21 protein-coding genes are annotated in these 25,094 nt (G+C 65.9%); 8 read left to right on the top strand and 13 right to left on the bottom strand.

From position 1 onward, the window contains the following. Positions 1-794: 794 nt before the first annotated feature. Both NDB2M1_RS06690 and NDB2M1_RS06685 read right to left on the bottom strand, forming a co-directional pair. A complete protein-coding gene (locus tag NDB2M1_RS06690) occupies positions 795-2,981 on the bottom strand; it encodes a xanthine dehydrogenase family protein molybdopterin-binding subunit (RefSeq protein WP_072380699.1) in 2,187 nt (728 codons plus the stop codon). Further along, positions 2,978-3,451 (bottom strand): (2Fe-2S)-binding protein, encoded by a 474-nt coding sequence (locus NDB2M1_RS06685; RefSeq protein ID WP_054120494.1) that lies wholly within the window; start codon positions 3,449-3,451, stop codon positions 2,978-2,980. Before NDB2M1_RS06685 ends, NDB2M1_RS06690 begins: the two co-directional genes overlap by 4 nt. Positions 3,452-3,760: 309 nt before the next feature. On the opposite strand from NDB2M1_RS06685, the gene NDB2M1_RS06680 reads away from it, so the two are divergent. The 8 genes from NDB2M1_RS06680 to NDB2M1_RS06645 all read left to right on the top strand — a co-directional run bounded on the left by NDB2M1_RS06680 (position 3,761) and on the right by NDB2M1_RS06645 (position 9,871). Then, on the top strand, positions 3,761-4,399 hold the full coding sequence (locus tag NDB2M1_RS06680; protein ID WP_072380852.1) for a TetR/AcrR family transcriptional regulator: 639 nt from the start codon (positions 3,761-3,763) through the stop codon (positions 4,397-4,399). Positions 4,400-4,755: 356 nt separating this feature from the next. Beyond that, positions 4,756-5,964, top strand: coding sequence for an amine dehydrogenase large subunit (locus NDB2M1_RS06675; RefSeq protein WP_072380697.1), 1,209 nt, complete (start codon positions 4,756-4,758; stop codon positions 5,962-5,964). Then, positions 5,964-6,539 (top strand): MauE/DoxX family redox-associated membrane protein, encoded by a 576-nt coding sequence (locus NDB2M1_RS06670; RefSeq protein ID WP_054120492.1) that lies wholly within the window; start codon positions 5,964-5,966, stop codon positions 6,537-6,539. Before NDB2M1_RS06675 ends, NDB2M1_RS06670 begins: the two co-directional genes overlap by 1 nt. Before the next feature lie 4 nt (positions 6,540-6,543). After that, entirely contained in the window at positions 6,544-7,146 is a 603-nt protein-coding gene (locus tag NDB2M1_RS06665) for a thioredoxin domain-containing protein (RefSeq protein WP_072380695.1), read from the top strand. Positions 7,147-7,198: 52 nt separating this feature from the next. After that, positions 7,199-7,741 (top strand): methylamine dehydrogenase light chain, encoded by a 543-nt coding sequence (locus NDB2M1_RS06660; protein ID WP_054120490.1) that lies wholly within the window; start codon positions 7,199-7,201, stop codon positions 7,739-7,741. Positions 7,742-7,783: 42 nt separating this feature from the next. Beyond that, on the top strand, positions 7,784-8,323 hold the full coding sequence (locus tag NDB2M1_RS06655) for a cytochrome c family protein (protein ID WP_072380693.1): 540 nt from the start codon (positions 7,784-7,786) through the stop codon (positions 8,321-8,323). Further along, positions 8,272-9,300 (top strand): XdhC family protein, encoded by a 1,029-nt coding sequence (locus tag NDB2M1_RS06650; protein ID WP_083554697.1) that lies wholly within the window; start codon positions 8,272-8,274, stop codon positions 9,298-9,300. The genes NDB2M1_RS06655 and NDB2M1_RS06650 overlap by 52 nt, the downstream gene beginning before the upstream one ends. Beyond that, positions 9,281-9,871 (top strand): nucleotidyltransferase family protein, encoded by a 591-nt coding sequence (locus tag NDB2M1_RS06645; protein ID WP_072380689.1) that lies wholly within the window; start codon positions 9,281-9,283, stop codon positions 9,869-9,871. The genes NDB2M1_RS06650 and NDB2M1_RS06645 overlap by 20 nt, the downstream gene beginning before the upstream one ends. 112 nt (positions 9,872-9,983) lie before the next feature. Here NDB2M1_RS06645 and glpK read toward each other — a convergent pair whose 3' ends face one another. The 11 genes from glpK to NDB2M1_RS06590 form a co-directional block, all read right to left on the bottom strand. Next, positions 9,984-11,468 carry a glycerol kinase GlpK gene (glpK, locus tag NDB2M1_RS06640; RefSeq protein WP_072380687.1) on the bottom strand — a complete coding sequence of 495 codons (1,485 nt, stop codon included), beginning with the start codon at positions 11,466-11,468 and terminating at the stop codon, positions 9,984-9,986. Between the two features lie 113 nt (positions 11,469-11,581). Continuing rightward, positions 11,582-12,412: a DUF6454 family protein gene (locus NDB2M1_RS06635; RefSeq protein WP_143146652.1), complete on the bottom strand. Its 831-nt coding sequence runs from the start codon at positions 12,410-12,412 to the stop codon at positions 11,582-11,584. Between the two features lie 133 nt (positions 12,413-12,545). After that, on the bottom strand, positions 12,546-14,306 hold the full coding sequence (locus NDB2M1_RS06630) for an amidohydrolase (RefSeq protein ID WP_072380683.1): 1,761 nt from the start codon (positions 14,304-14,306) through the stop codon (positions 12,546-12,548). A 184-nt stretch (positions 14,307-14,490) separates the two neighbouring features. Next, positions 14,491-15,867 (bottom strand): L-serine ammonia-lyase, encoded by a 1,377-nt coding sequence (locus NDB2M1_RS06625; RefSeq protein ID WP_072380681.1) that lies wholly within the window; start codon positions 15,865-15,867, stop codon positions 14,491-14,493. Further along, entirely contained in the window at positions 15,864-16,358 is a 495-nt protein-coding gene (locus NDB2M1_RS06620; RefSeq protein WP_072380680.1) for a prolyl-tRNA synthetase associated domain-containing protein, read from the bottom strand. Before NDB2M1_RS06620 ends, NDB2M1_RS06625 begins: the two co-directional genes overlap by 4 nt. Then, complete coding sequence (locus NDB2M1_RS06615; protein WP_072380678.1) at positions 16,355-16,885, bottom strand: sarcosine oxidase subunit gamma; 531 nt, start codon at positions 16,883-16,885, stop codon at positions 16,355-16,357. Before NDB2M1_RS06615 ends, NDB2M1_RS06620 begins: the two co-directional genes overlap by 4 nt. Next, positions 16,878-19,742, bottom strand: a complete 2,865-nt coding sequence (locus NDB2M1_RS06610) for a glycine cleavage T C-terminal barrel domain-containing protein (RefSeq protein ID WP_072380676.1) — start codon at positions 19,740-19,742, stop codon at positions 16,878-16,880. Before NDB2M1_RS06610 ends, NDB2M1_RS06615 begins: the two co-directional genes overlap by 8 nt. Then, positions 19,739-20,011, bottom strand: a complete 273-nt coding sequence (locus NDB2M1_RS06605; RefSeq protein ID WP_072380674.1) for a sarcosine oxidase subunit delta — start codon at positions 20,009-20,011, stop codon at positions 19,739-19,741. The genes NDB2M1_RS06610 and NDB2M1_RS06605 overlap by 4 nt, the downstream gene beginning before the upstream one ends. A gap of 10 nt (positions 20,012-20,021) precedes the next feature. After that, positions 20,022-21,275 carry a sarcosine oxidase subunit beta family protein gene (locus tag NDB2M1_RS06600; RefSeq protein WP_072380672.1) on the bottom strand — a complete coding sequence of 418 codons (1,254 nt, stop codon included), beginning with the start codon at positions 21,273-21,275 and terminating at the stop codon, positions 20,022-20,024. 2 nt (positions 21,276-21,277) lie between these two features. After that, positions 21,278-22,519, bottom strand: a complete 1,242-nt coding sequence (locus NDB2M1_RS06595) for an aromatic ring-hydroxylating oxygenase subunit alpha (protein ID WP_072380670.1) — start codon at positions 22,517-22,519, stop codon at positions 21,278-21,280. A 5-nt stretch (positions 22,520-22,524) separates the two neighbouring features. Beyond that, positions 22,525-25,032 carry a GcvT family protein gene (locus NDB2M1_RS06590; protein WP_072380668.1) on the bottom strand — a complete coding sequence of 836 codons (2,508 nt, stop codon included), beginning with the start codon at positions 25,030-25,032 and terminating at the stop codon, positions 22,525-22,527. Positions 25,033-25,094 lie beyond the last annotated feature (62 nt).

Genomic DNA, 25,094 nt, shown 5'->3' with positions numbered 1-25,094 from the left:
ATGACGAAGCTATGTGCCTCCACCCTTGACAAAACGAACCATATAGGTTATACGCTCCGCCCAGATCGGGAGCAGGCTAGGCCGGCCTCGCCCTCGCTCCTTTGGCCGTAAAACGCCAACGCGACCGGTGCGGGCTGCGGGTTCAAGGTGGGGCGGTCTCCCCCAAGTCCTTGGCCAGGCAATCTACCGCGCCAGCACGCAGATCATGGCTCCCATCGGCTTCGTCCCGGTGCGAGCAAAGACCGGCACGCACGCGAGCCGCTACCCCGGTCCCGGGCCATGATCGACCAAATGGCTGCGCCGGACCTCTTCTGCCCATCCGGCCACTCGCACCTGCGCGGAACACGACGCCCTCCCCGCAGCGCCAGTGCAGGCGCCGCACCGGTCGCGCGATCAACCCAACTGCCCATCGCCCGAAGCGCCGCGCCCGCAAATCCAACAAGGCGGAAGGACCACTTCCCCCAGCCCCGTTCGCCCCGAGCGCAGTCGAGGGGCCGTTCGTGCCGACCGAAGCCGAGGGGACCGTTCGTGTCGAGCGAAGTCGAGACACCCCCCACGCGCCCCGCCAGCAATCGAGCAGGTTTCACGCAGAGACGCGGAGGAAACAAAGACAGAGAGGCAGAGACATCCCGCTGCGCCGCAGGCCTCCTTCCAAAATCACCGAGCCAAGAGCCGCTGCGCGGCGGTGCCCCAAAACCACCCTTCTGGCGCTCTCTGCGTCCCTTTCGCGTCTCTGCGCGAAACCCCTCCCGCCACAGCAGGAGGGGTCTGCAAAGTCCCGCAAAAAGAGCGAGTTACGCCAAAGTCAGCGGCAAGCTTCGCAGCCGCTTGCCCGTCGCATCCTTGATCGCATTGGCAATCGCCGGGATCACCGGCGGCAGGGTCGGTTCGCCCAGACCCGTCGGCGGATTGTCGGTCACCACCCAGGTCAAGGCGACTTCGCCCGGCGTCTGGTTGATGCGGATCAGCGGGAAATCGCCGAAGTTCTCGGTCGTGATCGCACCCGCCTTCTGCTCGGTCGGCTGCCACACCATCGCCTGCGCGATGCCGTCGATCACCGCGCCTTGCATCTGGTGCTCGGCGCCCATCGGGTTGATCACCTGGCTGCCGATGTCGCCAGCCACCCACACCTTGTCGATGGTGATCTGCCCATCGGTGACCGTCAGGTCGACCACTTCGGCAAAGTATCCGCGGTGGCTGAAGTAGAACCCGAACCCGCGCCCCTTGCCCGGCGTCGTCGAACGCTTGCCCGTCCAGCCCGCAAACTTGCACACCGCTTCCACCACACCGCGCGCGCGGCCCGTGTTGAAGGCAGGCTCATCCGGGTCCGACGAGGGGAACGAGCGCGGCGCGCCCAAGGTCTTGATCATCAGCGAGGGCAGGTCCGTCCCCGCCGCTTCGGCCACTTCGTCAAGGAAGCCCTGGAACACGAAGGCCACCGCGTTCGACGTCGGCGCGCGCAGCCACCCGGTTGTCAGGTTCGTCTTGAGCAGCGACATGCCATAATGCACGTCCGCCAGCGCCGGTCCCGGGAATTCGCTCGCCAGCATCCCCGCCGCGCGCATCGGCTTGCCGTTCTCGCCGAAGGTGATGAAGTGGTCCTTGAGCGCCACCAGCGCGCCGCTCGCATCGACGCCCGCGGTCATCCGGTGCCAACCGCCGGGGCGGAAGTAGTCGTTCCTCAGGTCGTCGGTCCGGTCATAGAGCAGCTTGACCGGACGGCCCGGCACCGCCTTAGCGATGCAGGCGGTCTGGATCATGAAGTCGCTCATCAGGCGCCGCCCGAAGCCGCCGCCGATCCGCGTCATGTGGATCGTCATCGACGCCGGATCGATCCCCAGCACCTTGGCGATATCGCCGCGCGCGGTCGCGGGATCCTGCGTCGGCGCCCAGAACTCCAGCTTGCCGTCCGAATGCCACAGCGCCGTGCAGTTCTGCGGCTCGAGCGTGGCATGCGCGAGGAACGGATAGGCATAGTCCGCCGTCACCACCTTGGCCGCCTTGGCCAGCGCGGCATCGGCATTGCCCGCCTTGAACAGGTCCTTGGCCGGAGCAGCGCCCAGCAGTGCCTTGGCCTGCGCGGCATAGCCCTCGGTCGAGTAGCCGTCGAAGCCCGCCGTATCCCACACCGCCGCCAGCTTCTCGCGCGCCTTGTGGACGCGCCACCAGCTGTCGCCCACGATGGCAACGGCATTGTGCTTGCCCGCCGGGATCTCGCCATCGGTGATCGGCACCACCGCCAGCACGCCCTTCTCCTTGCGGACGGCAGCATCGTCGAAGCTCTTCAAGGTGCCGCTGATCACCGGGCACTTGACCATCGCGGCATAGAGCATGCCTGCAGGATGGGCATCGATCCCGAACAGCGGCTCGCCCCGCACGATCGCCGGCGTATCGACACCGGGCCGCGACTTGCCGATGATCTTGAAGCTCTTGGGGTCCTTCAGCGCCACCTTCTCGAGGTCCGGCGCCGGCATCTTCGCTGCCGCCGAAGCGAGCGCGGCATAGGTCGCCGAACGCCCGCTCGCCGCATGCATCACCTTGCCATCCGCCGTCGTCAGGCTGGCAACCGGCACGCCCCACTGCTGCGCGGCAGCCGCCACCAGCATCGCCCGCGCCCCCGCCCCGGCCTGCCGCGCGGGCAGCCAGTTGAGCGGCGTCGTCATCGAACCGCCGGCAAACTGCGGGCCATACTTGTCCGCATTGTCGTCGGCCTGCTGGATCTTCACCTGGCTCCACGCGACGTCGAGCTCTTCGGCGATCAGCATCGGCAGCATGGTCTTCACGCCCTGCCCGATCTCCGGGTTCTTCGCGAGGATCGTCACCGTGTTGTCCGGCGCGATGCTCACGAACACGCCCAGCATCGCCGGCGCCGCAGCACCCGGCGCGGCGGCGAACGCCAGCCTGGCCTCGAAGGTCAACGCGGCCCCGCCCGCCAGCGAGGCGGCAAGGAACGAGCGGCGGGAAACGGAGACGGCGTTCATGCGGCAGCTCCCGATATGGCCTTGCTCGCTTCGGCAATCGCCTTCTGGATGCGCAGATAGGTCGCGCAGCGGCAGATGTTGCCCGCCATCCCGGCGGTCACTTCATCGGCGGAGGGCTTGGGGTTGGCCGTCAGCATCGCGGTGGCCGACATGATCTGCCCGGCCTGGCAATAGCCGCACTGCGGCACGTCGAGATTGGTCCAGGCCTCGACCACCTTGGCGCCGACCGGCGAAGCGGTCACGCCCTCGATCGTCACGATATCCTTGCCCGCGGCGTCCGCCAGCGGCGTCTGGCACGAGCGCACCGCCTCGCCGTTCAGGATCACGGTGCAGGCCCCGCACAGCCCCGCGCCGCAGCCGAACTTGGTGCCCGGCATATTGAGGTCCTCGCGCAGCACCCACAGCAGCGGCTTGTCGGCTTCGACATCCACGGTGCGCGGTTTGCGGTTCACGGTCAACGAGATCGCCATTGCGGTCCTTTCGAGACGCCGGCGGCAGCGCTGTGCCCGTCCGGCCCATTCGGGAATGATGCGAGCCAGTCCTGCTGTCGACGACAACTTGGTATCGAACAGCGCATGGCCGAGTAATAACACAATACTATCAGATATTTGATATTAACCCCAAAAGTCTGGCCAAACTTGCGGATTCCGTCAAGAGCGATTTCCCGGAAAGGCGCTCTGGTGGGGGTCCGCGCCGCGTGCTACGCGAAGGGGATGGCGCGTAATACCGATACCCTGGCCGCGGAGCCCCGTGCTGATAGTATCGCTGCCGACGAGGCCATGGCCACCGGCCCCCGCCCCGGCACGTATGCGCGCGGCACCGAAACGGTCGGCACCATTCTCAAGGCCGCGCACGATGTGCTGATCGAGGAAGGCGCCAGCGCCTTCACCATCCGCCGCATCGCCAGCGCCTGCGGGATGAAGGTCGGCAATGTCAGCTACCATTTCCCGCGCAAGGAATTGCTGATCAAGATCATGCTGGACGATCTGCTGGAGAGCTATGACAAGCTGCTCGAAAGCGAAGTCCGCCGCCCCGATATCTCGCCCGAGGACCGCCTGCGCCTGATCGTCAAGCTCTGCCTCGACGATATAGCCGGCAAGCGCACTACGCGCCTGTTCACCGAGCTGTGGGCGCTTGCCAACCACAACGCCTTCGTCGCCGACCGCGTCCGCGCCTTTTACCAGCGCGTGCACGATTTCATCGGCGAGGTGCTCGTCGAACTCAACCCGGCGCTCTCGCCGGACGAGGTCCACACGCTCGCGCTCTATGTCAGCGCCTCGATGGAAGGCACCACGCCGTTTCTCGGCTTCGAGAAGCCGTGGGCCGCCAAGATGCCGCAGATCACGGCTATCGCCGCCGAAGCGATGGTCATGCTTGCAAAGTCGATCACACCGGCGCAGATTGCCGGCAAGCCATAAGGCTGCGCGGGGTCCAGGCTGGGCCGACGCCGCAGCACCGCAGGAGCCAGCATTGAACGGAGCCGGCGCGCCAAGCACGCCGCGATGCGAGTCTGCGTGATGTCGATGGTTTTCTTTTGCCCGTTGCCTGCTGCGCAATCCATCGGATCGACGCGCGCCGCGGTCGTTCGCACAACGGACGGAAAAAGCGCGACAAAGCGCTTGACTAAAACTGGACACCCGTCAAAACTTTATTGCAGCCGCACAAGGCATGGCGGCAGGCTCGCTGTCCGAACGCATTTCCCATTGCGCGAACGGGTTGCGGGAACAGGGAAAATCGCAAGTTTCAGGGTTTCAGGCAAAAGGGGCCAGGCCAGATGAAAATGATGAAGGTTCAGCGCAAATCATCGCTTTCCGCCCGCGCCAGGTACAGCGCTGCAGCCCTCTGTGCGCTGGCTCTGCTCGGCTCGGCCAATGCCGCGAACGCAGCCGATCCGCTGCAGCCGGATCCAGAGCTCGAAGCCGTCACGCTATCGGCGCCCAAGCCCAGCTGGGTTTTCGTAGAGCGTGGTTTCGTTGCGCCCGGCACCACCATCTATGATACGGATACGGGCAAGATGCTCGGACAGGTCGAGACGTCGCACCTCTCCGATCTCGGGCTCGATCCGAACGGCAAGGCCTACTACGTCGCCGAAAGCATCTGGAGCAAGGGCTTGCGCGGCACGCGGCAGGACATGATCACGGTCTATGATTCCGCCACGCTCAAGCTGAAGTCGGAAATCACCATCCCCGGCCGCATCCTGATCGGCGGGCGCAAGTTCAACTTCGTCATCGCCGATGCGGGCAAGACGGCCTACGTCTACAATCTCGACCCGGCCTCCTCGGTCAACGTGGTCGATCTCACCAAGGGCAAGTTCGTCAAGAAGATCGAGCTGCCCGGCTGCGCCAGCCTGATGCCCGTCACCGGCGTCGGCTTTTCGGCACTCTGCTCGGACGGCTCGCTCGCCACGGTCAAGGTCGCCGCCGCCAAGCCCGAGATCACGCGTTCGGCGCCGTTCTTCTCGGCCACCAACGATCCGATCTTCGACAACTTCGGCTACGACGGCGTGAAGCAGGAAGCCGTGTTCCTGACTTACACCGGCCAAGTCTACACCGTGAAGCTCGGCGCCACGCCGACCATCTCCGAACCCTTCTCGATCCAGGCCGCGGCCGGGGTCTCGCCTGCCGATACCAAACCGCTCGACGTGCACTGGTATCCCGGCGGCCGTCAGGGTCTTGCGTATCACTCCGGCACCGGCCACGCTTTTGTGCTGATGCACACCGGCGAATACTGGACCCACAAGGAACCCGGCACCGAGATCTGGGAACTCGATGTCGCGGCCAAGAAGGTCGTCAAGCGCATCCCGCTTGAGGATCCGGCGGAGGAAATCGCCGTCACGCAGGAACCCAATGCCAAGCTGATCGTCTCAGGCTCGGCGGGTGCGGGTGGTAGCGGCGCGCTCTACATTCTCGATGCCAAGACCGGCGAGGAGAAGTTCAAGCTCGAGAAATCGGGCGGCGGCGTGATCCGGACGCTGGAGCCCTGATGGCAGACGGGGGTGCCTCGACTTTGGCCGTACTGGGCGCAGCGCAGCTCGGCGTGCTTGGCTATGCGGCTTCGCTGGGTGTCGGTCTCGTGTTCATGCAGGCCGCCGTTCCGAAGCTTCGCAACACGCAGCTCTTCGCCGGTGTGCTCGCCAACTACCGCCTCCTGCCCGGCTTTCTGATCGCACCGGCCGCCTTGCTGCTGCCTATTGCGGAGTTGTGGGTCGGGCTTGCCCTGATGCTGGACCACGCCAGCCATTTCGCGCCAGTGGCCATGGCGCTGCTCCTGCTCTTTGCAATTGCCATGGGGATCAACATCGCGCGTGGTCGCCGGGAAATTGACTGCGGGTGTGGAAGGTCCGATCTCCGGCAGCCGCTCAGCTGGCTGCTCGTGGTTCGCAACGTGCTGCTGGCCGCGTTGCTCCTTCCCTATCTCGGTACGGTTCCGGACATCGGGCTCAATCTGGTCGACAGTGCAATCGCCATGGCCGGGGGCATCACCATCTACCTGCTCTATCTGCTTTTCAACGCCATCGGGGCGCTGGCGGCATCGCCGCTTGCCGCTCAGCGGAGGTAACCGAATGCTGCAAGCCCTGCTCGTCTCGACGGTCCTGTCGTGGATTGTCATCCTCCTGCTGGTGACCGCGCTGCTCGCGCTGGCCCGTCAGGTCGGCGTGCTGCACATGCGCGTCGCCCCCGCCGGAGCCTTGACCACCTCCGCCGGCCCCTCGGTCGGCAGCGCCGCCGCGGCGATCCCGGCAACCACGCTCGATGGCCAGAAGGTCACCGTCGGCGGCCACCAGCACGGCGTGCCGCTGCGCCTGCTGATGTTCGTCTCGCCTTCGTGCCCGCTGTGCAAGAACCTCATCCCGATGGCGAAATCCTTCGCCCGCGATGAACGCGTCCAGCTCGTCTTCATCGGCGACGACGATGCCGCCGCGCAGCGCCAGATGATCGCCGAGCACAGTCTTGGCGGCTATCAGTTCATCAACGGTCCCGAGGTCGGCCAGGCCTATGAAGTGGCCAAGCTGCCCTATGCCGTCCTGATGGACGAGCACGGCACGATCCTCTCCAAGGGCCTCGTCAACAGCCGCGAGCACCTCGAAAGCCTGATCATCGCCCACGAAATGGGCATCCAGTCGGTCCAGGACTACATCGGCAAGCTCAAGGCCGTCGCCAATTGATCACCCGCATCCTTCTTCACTCAGGTTCCAGCGCATAACAGGGGACAAGCTCATGAAGACCTTCAATCCCGACGCCATGGGCGAAAAGCTGCTCCGCCGCTTTGCCGGCGGCACTTCGCGCCGCGGCATTCTCGCCCGGCTTGGCCTCGCGCTGGTCGCCGCGCCGGTGTTCCCGGTCCTGCCCGTCAGCCGCGCCAGCGCCGCGAAGCCCGACCGCTCCCCCGAAGCCAAGACCACTTTCGCCCGCAACGCGCAGTCGAAGGACGACACCAAGTGCGATTACTGGCGCTACTGCGCAATCGACGGCTCGCTCTGCTCATGCTGCGGCGGCGCGGTCAATCGCTGCCCGCCGGGCGCCGAGCACTCGCCGGTCTCGTGGGTCGGCACCTGCATCAATCCTGATGACGGCCGCGCCTACCTGATCGCCTACCGCGATTGCTGCGGCAAGTCCTACTGCAACAAGTGCGATTGCGACGGCACCGACCGCGAGACGCAGCTTTACGTGCCCCAGCTCAACAATGACGTCATCTGGTGCTTCGGCACCACGAGCATGGAGTACCACTGCTCGACCGCCGTTCTCGTCGGCACAGCCTGACGGGACTTTCGCGGCGCGGCAAGCGAGGCTAAGATACGGCGTATGACAATCCGTGCAGGCCTTCTTGCCGCCGCCACGCTGCTGGGCGCACTCTCGCTCGGCGCGCTGAACGCGGCTGAACCGGACAACCATTCGCCGGAAATCACCCCTGCCGCACGCGCGATGATGGTCGATCCCGAACTCGCGCAAAGCGACTTCATCGAGAACTGCGCCGGCTGCCACGGCCTGCGCGGCACCACGGTCCCGGCGCATCTGCCCGAGATCAAGGACCGCGTGGGCTGGTTCATGTGCACGCCGGAATCGCGCGCCTACCTGCTGCGCCTCCCCAATGTCGCGCACAGCCGCATCACCGACAACGCGCAGCTGGCGGACCTGATGAACTACGTGGTCTTCGTGCTCGGCGGCAAGAGCGTGCCCGCCGGCACCAAGCCGTTCACTGGCCCTGAAGTCGCGCACGAACGCCAGTTCGCGCTGACCAGCGTGTCGCTCAAGGCCGAACGCCTGCGCCTCGCCAACGAGTCCATCCGCAAATGCCGCGCCCCCGCGTCGCTGCGGCTGCAATACCCGGGCTCGACGCAGTGATCGCGCACGACGATCGCAGCATTCTCGGCCTCCTCGTCGAAGGTGCGGCCGAAGGGATTGAAGGCGTCCTCGTCACGCTCACCGGCATCGAAGGCGGCTCCTCGCGCGGGATCGGTGCGCAGATGGCTGTCCTTGCCGATGGCCGCAGCGCCGGATCCTTCTCCGGCGGCTGCGTCGAAGCCGCCGTCATCGCCGAGGCGCAGGAAGTCTTGGCGCGGGGGCATGGCCGCACCGTCCGCTACGGCATCGGCTCGCCCTATCTCGATATCCGCCTGCCCTGCGGCGGCGGCATCGATCTGCTGTTCACCCCGCGCCCCGATCCCGCCGTGCTCGCGCAGGTCCTTGCCCGCACCGCCCAGCGCAAGGCCGCCGTGCTGCGCCTTAACGAAGCCGGTGCGACGCTCTCGGACACGCCCGGCGCACAAGGCTTCCAGCGCGCCTACGCCCCGCCGCTGCGCCTGATCGCGCTCGGCCACGGCGAGGACCTCACCGCGCTCGTCCGCCTCGCCCGCGCCTTCGGCATCGCGGTCGAGGCCCATGCCCCGGCGAGCGACCGCCACGCCGCCGTCGAACCCGGCGTCAACCTGCTCCGCAGCCGCACCGCGCTGCCCGCCCTGGTCGGTGACCCATGGACGGCCTTCGTTTTCCTGTTCCACGATCACGACTGGGAAGAGGAACTCCTCCCCCATGCGCTCGCGCAGGACGGGTTCTACCACGGCGCCGTCGGCAGTGCCCGCACCCACCGCGCGCGCATGGCCGGGCTGCGCACCATCGGCGTGCCGCAAGCCAGCCTCGAGACGCTGCGCGGCGGCATCGGCCTGATCCCGGCGACGCGCGATCCCGCCACGCTGGCGCTGTCGATCCTCGGCGAAGTGGTGCAGGACTATCAGGCCTGCGCCGGCATGCCCGGCTGGAGCGGCCGCGCGCCGGGCCGGATGGGACACGATCCCACCGCGCATGTCCCCACCCGCAACTGAGGCGCACTTTACCAGGCTGGCGCTGGTCCTGCTCGCCGGCGGCCAATCGCAACGCTTTGGTGGTCCCAAGCTGCTGGCCCCGCTGGCTGGCAAGCCGCTGGCCCTCCACGCCGCCGAAATGCTGGCCGCGCTGCCCTTTGCAAACCGCTACGCCGTCGTCGGGCCGCACGTGCCCGACTTGTTCGCGCTCGGCTTCCAATGCGTTCCCTTGCAGCCAGAGGGAGCGCCTCAGGCCCGCTCGCTCGCACTGGGCGTCGCAGCCGCGCAAGCAGGCGGTGCCCGCGCGGTACTGGTGGCGTTAGCGGATATGCCGCTTGTGCCGGAGGCGCACATCCACGCCCTCGCCGCGCACTTTGACGGCGGCCGCATCGCCACCTCGGCGGACGGCATCACCATGCCGCCCGCGATCTTCGGCGCGCAGCACTTCGCCGCGCTCACCGCCCTAGACGGCGACCGCGGCGGCGCCGCCCGCCTCAAGGGTGCGCCAACCGTCGCGCTCGATCCGCACCTCGCGCTTGATGTAGACCGTCCCGAAGACCTCGCCCGCGCCGCAGCCCTTTTCGGACGCTGATCCCTTCCTCGTCACCCCCGCGAAGGCGGGGACCCAGAGCGGCATACGCGGCATTTCCGGCCCTGGATTCCCGCCTTCGCGGGAATGACGAGACGTTGGGCGTGCACGCCCGTCAAAGCAGCGCCCGCTCCACCGCCTTGTGCCACCCGGCGACGAGTTCGCTGCGCAGGCTTGCGCTCATCTTCGGCTCGAAGCGGCGGTCGCTCGTCCATGTCGCCTCCAGCGCGGCGAGGTCGCTCCACACCCCCGTCGCCAGCCCCGCGAGGAACGCCGCGCCCAGTGCCGTCGTCTCCACGCTCACCGGCCGCTCGACCGGCGCGACGAGCACGTCGGACAGGAACTGCCCCAGCCAGTCGTTCGCCGCCATGCCGCCATCGATCCGCAGCGCGGCATCGCCCGGATTGGCGTCCTCGCGCATCGCGTTGATCATGTCGAGCGTCTGGTACGCCACCGACTCCAGCGCCGCGCGAGCGATATGGCCAGCGCCCGCATCCAGCGTCAGGCCGCAGATCAGCCCCCGCGCATCGGGGTTCCAGTGCGGCGCGCCAAGGCCGACGAAGGCCGGCACCATGTAAACGCCGTGGTTGTCCGGCACGCGCACGGCCATGTCGTGCGTGTCGGAAGCATGCGTGATGATCTTGAGGCCGTCGCGCAGCCACTTCACCGCCGCGCCCGCCACGAAGATCGCGCCCTCCAGCGCATACGTCGTCTCGCCGTTGAGGCGGTAGCCCACCGTGGTCAGCATGCGCTTCTTCGAAGGGATCGGCTTGTTCCCGATGTTCATCAGCGCGAAGGCACCTGTCCCGTAGGTCGATTTGGTCATGCCCGTGCGGAAGCAGGCCTGCCCGAACAGCGCCGCCTGCTGGTCCCCCGCCATCCCCGCAATCGGGATCGCGCGGCCAAGGATCGCCGGGTCACACTCGCCGAAGATGTGGGAATTGTCCTTCACTTCGGGCAGCACCGAAGCGGGCACGCGCAGCAGCCGCAGCAGTTCCTCGTCCCATTGCTGCGCGCCGATATCGAACATCAAGGTGCGCGAGGCATTGGTCGGATCGGTCGCATGCACCTTCCCCCGCGTCAGGCGGGAAAGGAGAAAGCAATCGATCGTGCCGAACGCCAGCTCCCCCCGGTCCGCCGCCGCCCGCGCGCCCGCCACTTCATCGAGGATCCACGCGAGCTTGGTGCCCGAGAAATAGGGATCGAGCAGCAGCCCGGTCTTGGCGGCAAACAGCGGTTCCGCCCCGTCGGCCTTGAGCCTTGCGCACGTATCCGCCGTGCGCCGGTCCTGCCACACGATGGCGCGGTGGATCGGCTTGCCCGTCGCGCGGTCCCATACCGCCACCGTCTCGCGCTGGTTGGTGATGCCGATGGCGGCAACGTCCGCGACATCGATCCCCGCCTTGCCGACCGCCTCGCGCAGCACGGTGACGACATCCTGCCAGATGTCCTCCAGATCATGCTCGACCCAGCCCGAAGCCGGATAGTGCTGCGCAAACTCGCGCTGCGCCACCGCGATCGGCTTGGCGGCGGCATCGAACACGATGCAGCGGCTCGATGTCGTGCCCTGGTCGATGGCGAGAATATAAGGGGGCTGCATGGTTCTCCTCTCGTGGGCTTGCGGCTTTGGCTCCTGCCTATCCAAGCCGCGCGCGCACCGGAAGCACCCTTTGCTCGCCCTCCATAGAAAATTGCGATAGCCGCCCGGGAGGCTCAGGCGTTCAGGCGGAAATGGAACACCCGGCTCGGCCCATCCTCAGGCAGCACATAGACATCGCGCCCCTCGATCGCCATGCCTTCACCGGTCACCGGGCCGCCCCGTCCGAACGGCCGCACCGGGCCGATCGAACCCGCCTTGAGCGAGCGCGTCACCCGCATCGTCGCCGGATCGATCCAGTCGAGCGTGCCCGCCAGCCAGCTCGTATTGCCGCCCGCGACCAGCAGGCCATCCACGAACTTCATGTCCTGGAAATGCGTGCCCGAAGGGTTGTCCACCACGCGCACCGGTGCGGTCCCGCGCTTGAGATCGAACTGGTAAAGCTGCCGGCTGTCCCAGTTGCCCGCAACCAGCTTCGTGCCATCCGCCGCCACGCAACCGATATGGTCCGCCACCGCGATCCGTCGGCGCACGGTCAGCGTCTCGGCGTCGATCTCCATCAGCACCGCCGAGCTGTCCGGCCTGAGTTCCGCCAAGGGCACCCACAGCGAACGGCCCGAAAGCGAAAGCCCGCCCGGATGATAGCGCGCCCCGTCGGTCAGCTCGATCCGCCGCAGGAAGCGCCCGCTCGCCCGGTCGAACACATGAAGGAAAGCGCGCTGTCCGCCATGATCGACCGAGGTCACCCACACATGCGCGGGATCGAGCGCCAGCCCCTGCACGTGGAACACTTCGCCTTGCAGCTGCAGCGCCCCTACGTATTTTCCGTGCTCCAGTTCGCCATCCAGTGATGATGGCCCGAACGTTCCGGGTGAAGCTGACAGCGAAATGCTGGAGGCCAGAGCGAATACGGCTGTAAAACCGCCACGTAGAAGCTTGCCGATCATCGTCGTAATGCTTTCCGAAGCCCTTGGGTTTCGGCGCTCCGGTGACGATGTTCAGAGGCAGCTGCGTGGCAATTCTCAAAATCTGCCGCAGGACTGCAATATTGGCGGTATCCCCCGGCTTATCCACAGGCCATTACCGGCCGAGTGCGACCTTTTTGCCACGCTGATAGACCAGCTTCCCGCCGACGAAGGTCATCTCCACCTTGCCGGTGAGGAAGGTCTCCTCCGGCGCGGTCAGCGGGTCGAACGGCAGCACGATCATGTCGGCCAGCTTGCCCGGCTCCAGCGTGCCCTTCTCGTTCTCCTCCCACGAAAGGTACGCGCCGTTCGCGGTATACATGCGGATCGCCTCGGCGCGGCTGACCGCTTCCTCCGGCCCGCGTGGCACGCCCGCAGGCCCCTTGCGCGTCGTTGCCGCATAGAGCCCGACCAGCGGTCCGATCGGCAGGTTGTCGCTGGCAAAGGCCATAAACAAGCCGAACTTGTAGACCGGCGTGCTGATCGAATTGTTGTGCGCGAGCCGCCAGTCATCGAGCAGTGCCGAATAGCGGTCATCGAGATTGTAGAGGAAGTTGGGCTGCTGCGAGATCATCACATGATCCTGCGCCATCGTCGCCATCGTGTCTTCGGGCGGCATGATCGTGAAGTGATCGAGGAACCAGCGCCGGTCATTGGGTGCATGGGCAGAATCGGGGATCGTCGTCAGCGCGTTGTGGTAGGCCTTGACCGCCTGCACGATGGCCGCATCGCCAATGGCGTGAAGGCCCATCTGCCAGCCCAGCTTCGCGGAAGTATCGACCATCTCCTGCAATTCGGCATCGCTGAACGAGCCCTTTCCGCGAAACCCCGGTTGGCCTTTGTAGTCAGCGAGAAGCCACGCGGTCGGACCGGTAAAGCCCCCGTCGACCTGATTTTCCCCGATCGCGCCAAGGCGCACTCGGTTGTCGCCAAAGCCTGTATGGTAGGGAAATGCCTTCAGCCGCTCCGCACCCGGGTAAACGATGTACATTGTGATGCGCGGCAAACTGTCCCCAAGCGCTGCGTAGAGTTCACGGGCGCGGCGAAACGTCATGGTGCCAGCGCCGCCAACAGTTCCTGCCTTGATTGGTTTTGCGGTACCACCCTTGTCGATCGGCTCATCGTCGATCGTTCCGCTGGCGTCATGAAAGCTTGTGATTCCAAGTTCGAGAATCTTGCGCAGCCATGCAATCGTCGCAGGCCGCATCTCCTGCCAGCTTGGTTCAGGGATGAACTGATCGACGATATCGAAACGCTCACGGATAATGCCGTTCAACTCGCCGGTCTGGTCGTGTTCGATGAGCCCGTTCACGGGGTCAGGCGTGTTGCGATCCACGCCCGCAATGCGCAAAGCCGCCGAGTTAGACGTCGATGAGTGACCTCCAGCACGGACGAGCATGACCGGATTGTTGGGCGCGGCGGTATCGAGATCGGCGCGGCTCAGATTGCGCTTCTCTGCAAAGTTCGATTCCTGCCAGCCATAGCCGGTGATCCACTTGCCCGGCCCCAGCTCCTTGGCCTTGGCGCGCAGCATGGCCTGCACTTCGGCGATGCTCTTGGCGTCCTGCACCGCGATGTCATTGGGCAAGACGGGCTTGGGATGCAGGTGCGTATCGATGAAGCCCGGCATCAGCGTCTTGCCGGCAAGGTCGATCACCTTGGGCGCCGAATAGGCCTCGAGCAATTCCTCGCCGCCGACCGCCACGATGCGCTCGCCTTTCACCGCAACCGCCGTCTTCAGCGTGAACGCGCGGTCGACCGTGATGACCTGGCCGTGGTGGAGGATGAGATCGACCGCTTCCTTTGCCGAAGCAGGCAGCGCCCATGCGGCTGCAATCAGTCCACCCAAAAGCCCGATGCGCCGCGAAACCGTCATGCCTTACCCCCCAACCTGAACAGTTGTCCTAGATCGTATCAAGGGGACGAGGGGCTGTCGACCAACTCATGCTGACCACCCATAAATAGGGACAGTCCCCATTTATTCAGCAATCTGTGTTCGCATTGGCAAAGGCGACCCGAATAAATGGGGACTGTCCCTATTTATGGAATAGCGCCCCCCCTCAGCACTCCACCACGTTCACCGCGAGCCCGCCCTGCGAGGTTTCCTTGTACTTGTCGCGCATGTCGAACCCGGTCTGGCGCATCGTCTCGATCACCTTGTCGAGGCTGACCATATGCTCGCCGTCGCCCAGCAGCGCGAGGCGCGAGGCGTCGATGGCCTTCACCGCGCCCATCGCATTGCGCTCGATGCAGGGAATTTGCACGAGGCCCCCGACCGGATCGCAAGTGAGCCCGAGGTTGTGCTCCATCCCGATCTCGGCGGCATTCTCGATCTGTGCATTGGTTCCCCCGAGTGCCGCCGTCAGCCCCGCCGCCGCCATCGAGCAGGCCACGCCCACTTCGCCCTGACAACCGACTTCCGCGCCGGAGATCGAAGCATTGCGCTTGTACAAGGCGCCAATCGCCGCCGCTGTCAGCAGGAACGTCCGCCGACCCGCCACGTCGCCGCGATAGCACCGCTCGTAATAGCGCAGAACCGCCGGGATGATCCCTGCCGCGCCATTGGTCGGTGCCGTCACCACGCGGCCCCCGGCGGCGTTCTCCTCGTTGACTGCCATGGCCCAGAGGTTGATCCAGTCGAGCACCACCAGCGGATCGCTGAGTGCCGCCTGCTGGCGCGAGACGAGTTCCGCCGCGATCCCCTGCGCGCGGCGCTTCACCCTGAGTCCTCCGGGCAGAATGCCGCCCTGCGAAGTGCCACGATCGATGCATGCCGCCATCGTATCGGCGATCAGGTCGAGACCCTGCTGCACGTCCTCCAAGGGCCGCAGCGCCGTCTCGTTCGCCAGCATCAGCTCGGCAATCGAAAGGCCCGCCTCGCCCGCCATCTTGATGAGTTCGTCGCCGGTCGTGAAGGGATAGGGCACCGGCGCCGCATCGCCAGCAGGCGCATTGCGTCCGGCTTCTTCCTCGTCGAGCACGAAGCCGCCGCCGACCGAATAGTAGAACCGCCGCAGCAACAGCACGTCGTCCGCGCCATAGGCATTGAGCGCCATGGCATTGGAGTGGAACGGCTGCCGCTCGCGCTGGTGAAAATGGAGATCGTCCGCCGGCGCAAACCGCACCCGGTGTCTGTCCAGCAGATCAATCTGCCCCGTCTCATGCACCGCCGCGATCCGGCCCGGCGCCGCATCAATATCGACCTCCGAAGGCGTCTCGCCCATCAGGCCCAGCAGCACAGCGGTATCCGAAGCGTGCCCCTTCCCCGTCAGCGCCAGCGAGCCGTAGAGATCGACTTCGACGCGGACGGTAGGCTCCAGCAGACCGCGCTCTTCGAGCAGCAGCCCGAACCGCCGCGCCGCCACCATCGGCCCCACGGTGTGCGAGCTCGAAGGCCCGACGCCGATCTTGAACAGCTCGAAAGTCGAGACGGTCATGTGCGTTCGGGAATGGCTGCGATCAGCGGATCATGCCCCCAGGCGCCCAGCGCGCGAACAAGATCTGCCCCCGAAAGCCCGACAGTCGCCGTATTGCGCAGCGGGTGGACGTTCACGATATCCACCGCCGCCAGCTCGGAATCGAGCACCACGCGCACCGCGCCGCCGGTATCATTCAGCGCAGCCAGCGGCGTTACCGACCCCGGCGTCACGCCCAGCAGGCGCTCCATGTCCTCGGCCTTGCCGAAACTCAGCTTCTTCGCGCCGATAACGCCCGCCAGCGCCTTGAGGTCCACCCGGCGCATATGCTCGACCGTCACCAGCCAGAACTGCCCGCCCGCATCCTTCAGAAACAGGTTCTTGGTATGCGCGCCGGGCAGCGCGTCGTGGATGGCAAGGCTTTCCTCGACCGTGTAGACCGCCTCATGCTCGAGGATCGACCACCCGATCCCCAGCGCGGCAAGCGCATCCTTCAAAGCGGCATCGCTCATCCGTGCGCACCCGGAATCGCGGCAAGGAACGCATTCCAAAGCCACGTCGCAAAGCTGCGCCAGACTTCGACATGCCAACGATCCTCCGCCTCGCGCCACACGATGATCTCGACCGTTTCGAACACCGTCCGCGTCGCGCGGCCCACCGCCATCTTGCCAAGATCGAGCGGGCACCCGCTCGACAGAACGCCAAGCGCACCCGGCCCTTCGAGCACCAGCCCCAATGCGCGCGACGAGATGTCGGTCACGCTCACCGGCAGCCCCTCACCGCGCGGCATCGCCGTACCTTCGGGCAAGATGGCATACCACTCGTCCGGCCCGAGGCAGATTGCGCCATCGGCCTGATCCCCGATCCTGCCTGGCAGCGCACGGCCGATCACGTCCGATAGCACTTTGGCATCACGCGCCCGCAGCGAATACCGCGCGCGCGGCGCTGCATGCGACAGCGTCACACTAGCGCCCGCAACCGGCTCCGTGCCCAGCTTCAGCTCGGCCGCCGAAACCGCTATTTCTGCGATCTCAACCATTGAGGCGGCTCCCTTCGGCATCATAGAACATCGGGGCGACGACCTTCGCGCTAATCGTCTTGTCAGGCATCGGAATATGCAGCGTCTCGCCCATCCGGTCGCGTCCACCCGCCACCAACGCCATCGCGATCGAACGGCCCAGCGTCGCGCTGTGGTACGACGAGGTCACGTGCCCGATCATCGTCATCGGCACCGGCTGATTGGGATCGGCGACAATCTGCGCGCCTTCCTCCAGCACCGCCTGCGGATCATCCGTCAGCAGGCCGACCAGTTGCTTGCGGCCCGGCGCGACGATGTCCGGACGGCTCAGCGAACGCTTGCCGACGAAATCGGGCTTCTTCTTGCCGACTGCCCAGCCCAGCCCCGCATCGTCCGGGGTCACGGTGCCATCCGTGTCCTGACCGACAATGATAAAGCCCTTCTCCGCGCGCAGCACGTGCATCGTCTCGGTGCCATAGGCCGCCGCGCCGTGCTTCTGCCCCTCGGCCCAGATCGCTTCCCACACCATGCGGCCATGCTGCGCGGGCACGTTGACTTCGAAGCCCAGCTCGCCGGTGAAGCTCACCCGGAACAGCCGCGTATCGACGCCGCAGATCATGCCCTCCCGCACCGACATATGCGGGAACGCTTCGGGCGAAAGGTCGATGCCTTCCACCAGCGGCTCGATCACGCGGCGGGCCTTGGGGCCCTGCACCGCGATCACCGCCCACTGCTCGGTCGTGCTGGTCAGCCACACATCGAGGTCAGACCACTCGGTCTGGAGGTAGTCCTCCATCAGGTTCAGCACGCGCGCCGCGCCGCCGGTCGTCGTCGTCAGGTGGAACCGGTCCGGCGCAAGCCGCGCCGAAACGCCGTCGTCGATGATGAACCCATGCTCGCCGAGCAGCAGGCCATAGCGGCACCGCCCCGGCTCCAAGGACTTCCACGGGTTCGTGTACATGCGGTTGAGGAACTCCGCCGCATCCGGACCCACGACCTCGATCTTGCCCAGCGTCGAGGCATCGAACACGCCCACCGCCGAACGAACGGTACGGCACTCGCGCGCCACCGCCGCGTCCATGTCCTCGGACCCTTGCGGGAAATACCGCGCACGCCGCCACTGCGCGACGTTCTCGTAGACCGCGCCTTGCGCAGCCGCCCAATCGTCGATCACCGTCTTGCGCAAAGGCTGGAACAGCGCTTCCTTGTGATGCCCCAGGATCGCGCCGAAGCTCTGCGGCGTATAGGGCGGGCGGAAGGTCGTGAGACCAATCTCGGTCACCGGCCGGTGCAGCACGCCCGAGGCGATCTGCAGGCCATTCAGGTTCGAGGTCTTGCCCTGATCGGTCGCCATGCCATTGGTGGTGTAGCGCTTGATATGCTCGATCGAGCGGAAGCCTTCCTGCACCGCGAGGCCAATATCACGCGCCTTCACGTCGTTCTGGAAATCGACGAAGGCCTTGCTTTCATGGAGCGGCTTGGGTGCCGGCAGCAGCCCGCCCGATAGGCCCTTGCCGAAGTCCCAATCGCCCGCGCAGGCCCCGACGCAGCGCAGATTCTCGTGCGTCTTGTCAGGCACATAGGCGCCCCATCTCTCTTCCCAGCGCAGCGTGCCCTTGGCGTGGCTCCACAGATGCACAGTCGGGGTCCAGCCACCGGCCATCAGCACGGCGTCGCAATCAAGCTGCTGACCCTTGCCGATCCCGGCCAGCGCGATCGTGACGCCCTTCACCGCCTGGCCGCCGGACACGCTCGTCACCGCATAGCCTTGGTAGCACGCAATCCGCGCATTGCGCGCAGCCTCGGTAAGCTCGGACGCAACATCGCGCCGCAGATCGACAATCGCAGCGATATTCACGCCTGCCTTGTGCAGCGCAAGCGCATCGCGCCAACCGCTGTCATGCACCGCCATGACGACGAGCTTGCGGCCCACCGCGACACCATAACGCAGCGCGAAGGTCTTCGCCGCGCTCGCCAGCATCACGCCGGGCACGTCGTTGCCCTCGAACACCAGCGGCCGCTCGATCGCGCCCATTGCCAGCACGACCTCGCCCGCCCGGATGCGCCACAGCTTCTCGCGCGCACCTTCGGCTTCGGCCAGCGAGAGGTGATCGGTCAGCCGCTCGGCGGCGACCACAAAGTTCTGGTGATAGTGGCCGATGGCGGTCGTACGTGGCAGCACTGTCACGTTGTCCATGGCAGCGAGCTTTGCGCTGGCTTCGGCCAGCCACGCCCACTGCGCCGGATCGCTCAGCGCACCGCCGCCGATCTCTTCCTGCTCGTCGATCAGGATCACCCGGCCACCGTTCGCCGCCGCCTCCAGCGCCGCCGCGATGCCCGCCGGCCCCGCGCCGACGACCAGCGTCTCGCAATGGGCATAAGTGGCGTCGTAGTGGTCCGGATCGCGCGTCGTCGGGCTGTCGCCCAGACCCGCGAGACGGCGGATGATCGGCTCGTAGACCTTCTCCCAAGCCGCGCGCGGCCACATGAAGGTCTTGTTGTAGAAGCCCGCCGGGAAGAACGCCGAAAGCACATTGTTGACGGCGATGAGGTCGGTCTTGAGAGTCGGGAACCGGTTCTGGCTCGTCGCCTTGAGCCCGTCATGCAGCGCCACCGAGGGCGCGCGCAGATTGGGGGTCACCCGGCCCGGACCGCGATCCACCGTCACCAGCGCATTCGGCTCTTCCACGCCGGCACCCAGAATGCCGCGCGGACGGTGGTACTTGAACGAGCGCCCGAACAGCATCTGCCCTTGCGCCAGCAGCGCAGAGGCAAGGCTGTCGCCCGCATAGCCCCAGCGGGCCTTGCCGTCGAACGTGAAATTGCGCTTGGTCCTGCGGTCGATGCGGCCGCCATCCGCCAGTCTGAAGCCGCTCACTTGCGGGCCTCCCCGGCCTTGTAGGTTGTTTCAAAGACGTCGGTCACCGTATCGCGCACCGCATTGAAGAAGCGCCCGCAGCCGTGCGTGTGCCGCCAGCGCTCATGGTGCCGGCCGCGCGGATTGCTGCGGATATAGAGAAATTCCTCCCACTGTTCGTCGGAGTAGGTGGAAGGATCGAGGGGCCGCGCGATATGCGCCTCGCCGCCATAGACGAACTCGACCTCCGGCCGCGCCTCTTCGCAATAGGGGCAATGAATCAAGAGCATGGATTGTGCCTCAGTGCGCGACGGCGGCCGCAGCCGCCTCGTCGATCAGCCGGCCATTGCGGAACCGGTCGAGATTGTAGGGCGCGTTGATCTTGTGCGGCTCGTCGTGCGCGATTGTATAGGCGAGGAGATCGCCCGCCCCCGGCGTCGCCTTGAAGCCGCCGGTGCCCCAACCGCAGTTCACGTAGAGCCCCTTGACCGGCGTCTTGCCAAGGATCGGCGAGCGGTCCGGCGTCACGTCGACGATGCCGCCCCAGGTGCGCAGCATCCGCATCCGCGTGAAGATCGGGAAGATCTCGCAGATCGCCGCCAGCGTGTGCTCGACGATATGGAACGCGCCGCGCTGCGAATAGCTGGTGTACTGGTCCGTGCCCGCACCGATCACCAGCTCGCCCTTGTCGGACTGGCTCATGTAGGCATGGACCGTGTTCGACATGACCACGCAAGGGAAGATCGGCTTCACCGGCTCCGACACCAGCGCCTGCAGCGGATAGCTCTCCAGCGGGAAATCGAGCCCGGCCATCTTCATCACGAGCGAAGTGCTGCCCGCCGCCGAAACGCCGACCCGGCGCGACGCGATGAAGCCGCGCTCGGTCTCGACGCCTTCCACCGCCCCGTCCGCGCCGCGCCGGATGCCCGTCACCGCGCAGTTCTGGATGATGTCCACGCCCAGCGCCGCAGCGGCGCGCGCGTAGCCCCAGGCCACGCTGTCATGCCGCGCCGTGCCGCCGCGCCGCTGCAGCGCGCCGCCCAGCACCGGATGGCGGGTACGCGGCGAGATATCGAGCGGCGGGCAATAGGCCTTGCACTCTTCTGCCGTCAGCCATTCGTTGTCGACGCCGTTCAGCCGGTTGGCGTGGATGTGCCGCTTGAAGCTCTGCACATCATGCACATTGTGCGCGAGCATCAGCACGCCGCGCTTCGAATACATGATGTTGTAGTTGAGCTCCTGGCTGAGCCCGTCCCACAGCTTCACCGCGTGATCGTAGAGATGCGCGCTCTCGTCATAGAGGTAGTTCGAGCGGATGATCGTGGTGTTGCGCCCGGTGTTCCCGCCGCCCAGCCAGCCCTTCTCGATCACGGCCACGTTGGTGATGCCGTACTTCTTGGCGAGGTAATAGGCCGCGCCGAGGCCGTGCCCGCCCGCGCCGACGATGATCGCATCGTAGCTCGCCTTCGGGGCCTTGTCGGGCCAGTGCTCGGGCCAGCCCTGATGGCTGCGAAACGCCTCGCCGATCAGGTTGAAACCGGAAAACCGCTTCATCGTCAGTCGATCCCCAGGGCAGCGCGGCTGCGCTCGACATAGAAGGCCTTGAACGCGTCCACCAGCTTCTCCTCGACCGAATACATCCCCGGGCGATAGCCATCGCCCTTGATCCCGGCGTGGTTGATTGCCGAGAAGTGGCTGTCCTGCGCGTTGGTCGCGCGCCACACGGCAGCGAGGTTCTCGGGATCGTAGTCGACGCCTTCAACTGCATCTTCGTGCACGAGCCAGGTCGTGCGCAGCAGCGTCTTGTCCGGGCCCAGCGGCGTGAGCGAGAACGTCACCACGTGATCGCAGCAGAAGTGGTGCCAGGAATTGGGCTGGGTCCAGACCGAAAGGCTGGTCTGCTCCTTGTCGCCATGCGGCCAGATCAGCTTCTTCGAGGCAGGCTTGCCGTCGAGCGTCTGCGAAACGGCGCCGTTCGCCAGCGGCAGGCGCGCCACGCGGTGCCACCAGCCCTCCGGAAACTCGATCAGATCGTAGTAGATCCCAAGATCCTTCCAGCGCTGGCGCTGCGCTTCGAGCATGGCATCGAACGCGGCGTCATCGACCACATCGGCTTCGCCATCTTCGGGCAGGCCCTTGCCGAAGCCATAGGTCGACAGCGACTTCATCAGCTCCGGATGGCCCGCGTCGCAGTGATAGCACTCGCGGTTGTTCTCCATCACGAGCTTCCAGTTGGCGGGCTCGATCAGGTCGTCCTGCACCGCCACCTTGAGCTTGGTCATGTCGAAGATCGCGATCTGCTCTTCGATATCGGCCTTCACGCGGTCGATTGGCGGGGGATTGTCCGAAAGGCACAGGAAGATCAGGCCGCCGATGTTTTCGAGCGCAACAGGGCGCAGGCCGTTATCGGCCTTGTTGAAGTCCTCCGGCATGTTGCGCGCGGCCAGCAGCTTGCCATCGAGCGCGAAAGTCCACTGGTGATAGGGGCAGGTAATACGCGCAGACTTGCCCGCGCTCTCGCACAGCTTGGCGCCGCGATGCGTGCAGGTGTTGTGGAAGGCGCGGATTTCGCCCTGCTTGTCGCGCACCACGATCACCGACGTTTCGCCCAGCTCGAACAGGAACTGATCACCCGGGTTCTTCACGTGCGCGACGGTGCAGGCATAGAGCCACACCTGCTTGAGCATGACCTCGGTATCGAACCGGTAGGCCTCCTCGCTCACGTAAAGCTTCTGCGGGAGGGTGAAGCCCGGCTTGTCCGCCTTCAGGCTTTCGGCGATCGCGTCAAAGTGCATCATGTGCGTCAGCTCCGCAATGCGTTGTTGTCCGGGTCGAAGGGCGAGTCCGGGATCACGACCGCCCGGTGTGGTTCACCCAGGATCACGATTTCCAGTTCCGTGCCGACGGCCGCGTGCTCCGGCGCGACCATCGCGAGCGCGAGGCTCTTGGCCGTTCGCCAGCCATAGCCGCCCGAAGTCGCGCGGCCCACCAGCGCGCCATCGCGGAAGATCGCTTCCGAGCCGCGCGCATCGGCATCGGTCACGCCCAGCACTTCGAGCGTGACGAACTGCCACTTTAGGCCCGCTTCCTTGCGCGCCAGCAACCCCTCGCGGCCCTTGAACGCGGGCTTCTTGAAGCTGACGAAACGTTCGAGGCCCGATTCCAGCGCGGCATATTCGATCGAAAGCTCGCGCGGGATCAGCTTGTAGCTCTTCTCGATCGCCATCGCGGTCATCGCGCGGATGCCGAATGGCTTGATCTGGAACTCCGCGCCCGCCGCCATGATCTTGTCGAATATGTAGTTCTGCATCTCGATGGGATGGTGGATCTCGAAGCCCAGCTCGCCGATGAAGTTGACGCGCAGCAGGTCGACCTTGGCCGAGCCGAGAGAGACCGACTGGCCGGTCAGCCAGGGGAATGCCTCGTTCGAAAGGTCGGCGTGGGTCAGCTTCTGCAGCGTCTCGCGCGACTTCGGACCCGCGACCACCAGCACACCCATCGCCGTCGTCAGCCGCTCGAAGCGCACCGAACCATCGGTCGGCAGGGCCTTGAGCAGATAGTCCTGGTCATGCCGCTCCAGCGCACCCGCCGAGACGAGGTAATACTGCTGCGGGCCCTTCTTGTAGACGGTGAACTCGGCGCGCACGCCGCCGCTGTCCGTCAGCAGGTACGAAAGCGTCACGCGGCCGATCTTCTTCGGGACCACGTTGGAAAGCAGGCCATTGAGCCAGTCTTCCGCGCCGGGGCCGGAGATCATGCACTTCGCAAAGGCCGACATGTCCTGAATGCCGACGTGGCTCGTCACGTGGCGGCATTCGTTGCCGACATGCTCGAAGTAGTTCGAGCGCCGGAACGACCACTTCTCGCGGATCGGCTCGCCCGGCACATCGGGGTGGTTGTGATTGAGGATCACGTCGGGCCGGTCGAGATCGGCATCGGTCAGTTCATAACCTTCGGGCGCAAACCAGTTCGGACGCTCCCACCCGAACACAGAGCCGAACACCGCGCCCAGCGCCTTCATCCGGTCGTAGCACGGCGTGCGGCGCAGCGGGCGCGCGGCCTCGCGCTCTTCGTCGGGGTAGTGGACGGTGAAGACTTTGGCGTAGGCTTCCTCGTTCTTCTCGATGAGGTAGCCCTCGCCCGCATAGTCGCCGAAGCGGCGCGGATCGACGCCCATCATGTCGATGCTTGGCTCGCCCTCGACGATCCACTGCGCCAGCTGCCAGCCCGCACCGCCGGCCGCTGTAATGCCGAACGAGTGGCCTTCGTTGAGCCAGAAGTTCTTCTTGTCCCACGCCGGGCCGACGATGGGGGAACCGTCAGGCGTATAGGCGATCGCGCCGTTGTAGACTTTCTTCACGCCGACTTCGCCGAATGCCGGCACGCGTTCGATGGCCGAGAGGATATAGGGTTCCAGACGCTCCAGCGCGTCGGGGAACAGCTCGTATTCGCTGTTGGCTGCCGGGCCCTTCACATAGCACGCGGGCGCGCCGATCTCGTAGGGCCCGAGCAGCAGACCGCCGGCTTCCTCGCGCATATACCAGCTGGCGTCGGACTCGCGCAGCACGCCCATTTCGGGGAGGCCCTGCTTGCGGCGCTCCATGATCGCGGGGTGCTGCTCGGTGACGATGTACTGGTGCTCGACCGGGACGACCGGGATGTCGAGCCCGACCATCGCGCCCGTCTGGCGGGCAAAGCTGCCGGTGGCGGAGACGACGTGCTCGCAGGTGATCTCGCCCTGATCGGTCGTGACCACCCATTCGCCATTGGCCTTCTGGGTGATGCCTGTGACGGTCGTGTTGCGGTAGATCGTGGCGCCGCGCTGGCGGGCACCCTTGGCGAGCGCCTGCGTCAGGTCCGCGGGCTGGATATAGCCGTCCGCCGGGTGCTGTATCGCGCCGATCACGTTCTGCATCTCGGCCAGCGGCCAGATCGCCTTGACCTCGTCGGGCGTGAGGAAATTGACCTCGACCCCGATCGTCCTGGCGACGCCGGCGTAGTACTTGTACTCGTCCATGCGGTCACGCGTCGTGGCGAGGCGGATGTTGGAGACGTTGGAGAAGCCGACGTTGAGCTCGGTTTCGGCCTCCAGCGAGGGATAGAGATCGACCGAATACTGGTGCAGCTTGCCGACCGAGTACGAGAGGTTGAACAGCGGCAGCAGACCAGCAGCGTGCCAGGTCGAACCCGAAGTGAGCTCCTTGCGCTCGATGAGGACGCAGTCGCTCCAGCCCAGCTTGGCGAGGTGGTAAAGGGTGCTCACGCCCACCACACCGCCGCCGATCACCACTACCCGCGCTGTCGTCTTCATTTCGCCCTCGGCTTTCGCGTTTCTTATATCAGGAATCCGGTATGCCAGCCAAGCGCGCGCGG

Origin of the sequence: Novosphingobium sp. NDB2Meth1, from assembly GCF_900117425.1 — a bacterium.
Lineage (GTDB): Bacteria > Pseudomonadota > Alphaproteobacteria > Sphingomonadales > Sphingomonadaceae > Novosphingobium.
Note: the sequence above shows the minus strand (reverse complement) of the source record. Positions and strands in the feature narration are given on the sequence as shown.